The organism is Pontibacterium sp. (assembly GCF_041587635.1).
Taxonomy (GTDB): domain Bacteria; phylum Pseudomonadota; class Gammaproteobacteria; order Pseudomonadales; family Balneatricaceae; genus Pontibacterium.
In genome coordinates this window covers 1-1955 of the sequence record NZ_JBFGYC010000666.1, presented here as the reverse complement: position 1 = coordinate 1955, position 1955 = coordinate 1, and the positions used below count along the sequence as shown (strand labels likewise).

The window sequence follows — 1955 nt, the reverse complement described above, 5'->3', positions numbered from 1 at the left end:
TGTTCACTATAGACCTCGCTGAGCGTTCTGCCATCCCATTCACCAAAGTTATACTCCCGCAGCCAATCCGCCTCGATACAAGGTAGTTCACATTGCGCCGCGAATTGAATTGCAGCGTGAGCACAACGCTGTAAAGGTGAGTGCAAAACTTTCTGCCATCCAACAGAGTGAACCAGTGCCCCGGCCATCTGTCGTTGCCCCGCTACTGATAGCGGCACATCGGTTATCCCCTGATAGATCCCTTGTGTCTCAGTTTCCCCATGGCGTAACAGATCCAGAGTTAATGTCCGCATCAATGTCTGCCCCATTTCATCCGGCGGAATCTTTATCTGCAACACCCGCTTCAGCAAACGTTGCCATCTCCGCATGCAATCGACACGCCGCACGCAGAAGGTCTACCGCCAGTGCAGCACCACTGCCTTCGCCAAGACGCATCCCCAGCCTCAGTAACGGCGTAACCTGCAGATAATCCAACACCAGCTGATGCGCGGGCTCATCAGAGCAGTGGCCGTAGATAAACCAGTTTTTGACCTCTGGTTGTATCGCGATGGCAATCATCGCTGCCGCAGTGCTGATAAAACCATCAATCAACACCGGAACCCCTCGCTGTGCGGCACGGATATATGCCCCGGTCATGGCCGCGATTTCGAAACCGCCGAGACATTGCAGCGCCTTTAACGGCTGATCCGCCGCGACTTGATGTAAATCCAGCGCCTGTTGAATCAGTTGTGCTTTTTGTTCGACCCGCGCCGCGTCCAATCCCGTACCCGGTCCGACCAGCTCGCTTGCCGGGCGCTGAAGCAACGTAGCGACCAACGCACTGGCCGCCGACGTATTTCCAATTCCCATCTCACCGGCAATAAACAGATCTGGATTACCCGATAGAGACTGCTCAATACGTTCAAATCCGACCTGTAGCGCGCGACTCAACTGATCTTCATCCATCGCCGCAGCCGAAGAAAAATCCTCAGTGCCTTTAGCAATGACACGCGAGATAACATTTTCATGCTCAGGTACGGTCGCCAACGTCCCTAGGTCAACAACTTCGAACCGGGCTCCTAAATGACGCGCCAATACCGAGATCGCGGCACCACCGGATGCAAAATTCATCACCATCTGCGCGGTGACTTCCTGTGGATAAGCCGAGACACCCGCTGCTGCGATACCGTGATCAGCGGCAAATACCGTAATCTGCACATTATCCACTTGCGGCTTTAAGCGCCCTTGCATTGCTGCTAGACGCACCGCAACGGTTTCAAGATCACCCAAGGCACCTAACGGTTTGGTTAATACCGCTTGATGCTGAGAGGCCGCACTCTGATGATCCATATCACAAACGGCAACAGGCTCCTGCAACCAGATATTCATAGTGTGTGTACTCATAAGGGTTGCTTTATCTCCAGCGGAATTCCTGCGACGGTCAGCGTCACCCGTTCGCAGATTTCACCCAAGCGTTGATGCAACCAGCCCGCCTGATCCTGAAACTGGCGACTTAGCTCACCCATCGGGACAATCCCCCAACCGACTTCATTACTCACAAGAATCAGTTTGCCCGGCAGGTTGTCCAACGCCTGATACAAGGCATTCAATTCCCGCTCCAAAACGCCGGGGTCAGATAATAATAAGTTTGTGACCCACAAGGTCAGACAGTCGACCAGCACACAGACATCATCCGCAGCATGCTCATGTAAGACTTGAGCCAATGCGATCGGCTCTTCGACCAAACCCCATTCAGCCGGACGCTGTTCCCGGTGGCGCAAAATACGATCTGACATCTCACCATCCCCCGCCTGAGCGGTGGCGATGTAAACTACACGACAGCCGAAACCCTGAGCCCGCTGTTCTGCCAAACGACTTTTCCCCGAGCGGGCTCCGCCCAATATCAACTGTTTCATGGCTGCTTTTGTTTCTCCGCATTAACCCGCTGCAAAATTGTACGCGCCTCATCCAGCTGC

At 54.0% G+C, this 1955-nt stretch carries 3 protein-coding genes; all 3 read right to left on the bottom strand.

Annotation, left to right across the window (positions count from 1 at the left end; all coding sequences use genetic code 11):
- The coding region (locus ABYW01_RS20490; protein WP_372836342.1) for a histidine phosphatase family protein at positions 1 to 293 on the bottom strand (293 nt) is incomplete at its 3' end.
- 16 nt (positions 294 to 309) lie between these two features.
- Entirely contained in the window at positions 310 to 1383 is a 1074-nt protein-coding gene (gene cobT / locus ABYW01_RS20485) for a nicotinate-nucleotide--dimethylbenzimidazole phosphoribosyltransferase (RefSeq protein WP_372836341.1), read from the bottom strand.
- Complete coding sequence (gene cobU / locus ABYW01_RS20480; RefSeq protein ID WP_372836339.1) at positions 1380 to 1895, bottom strand: bifunctional adenosylcobinamide kinase/adenosylcobinamide-phosphate guanylyltransferase; 516 nt, start codon at positions 1893 to 1895, stop codon at positions 1380 to 1382. Before cobU ends, cobT begins: the two co-directional genes overlap by 4 nt.
- Positions 1896 to 1955: the final 60 nt, after the last annotated feature.

What these genes read in the sequence shown, in the direction of transcription:
- cobT (WP_372836341.1), bottom strand. Translation starts at nt 1,383, where the DNA reads ATGAGTACACACACTATGAATATCTGGTTGCAGGAGCCTGTTGCCGTT.
- cobU (WP_372836339.1), bottom strand. Translation starts at nt 1,895, where the DNA reads ATGAAACAGTTGATATTGGGCGGAGCCCGCTCGGGGAAAAGTCGTTTG.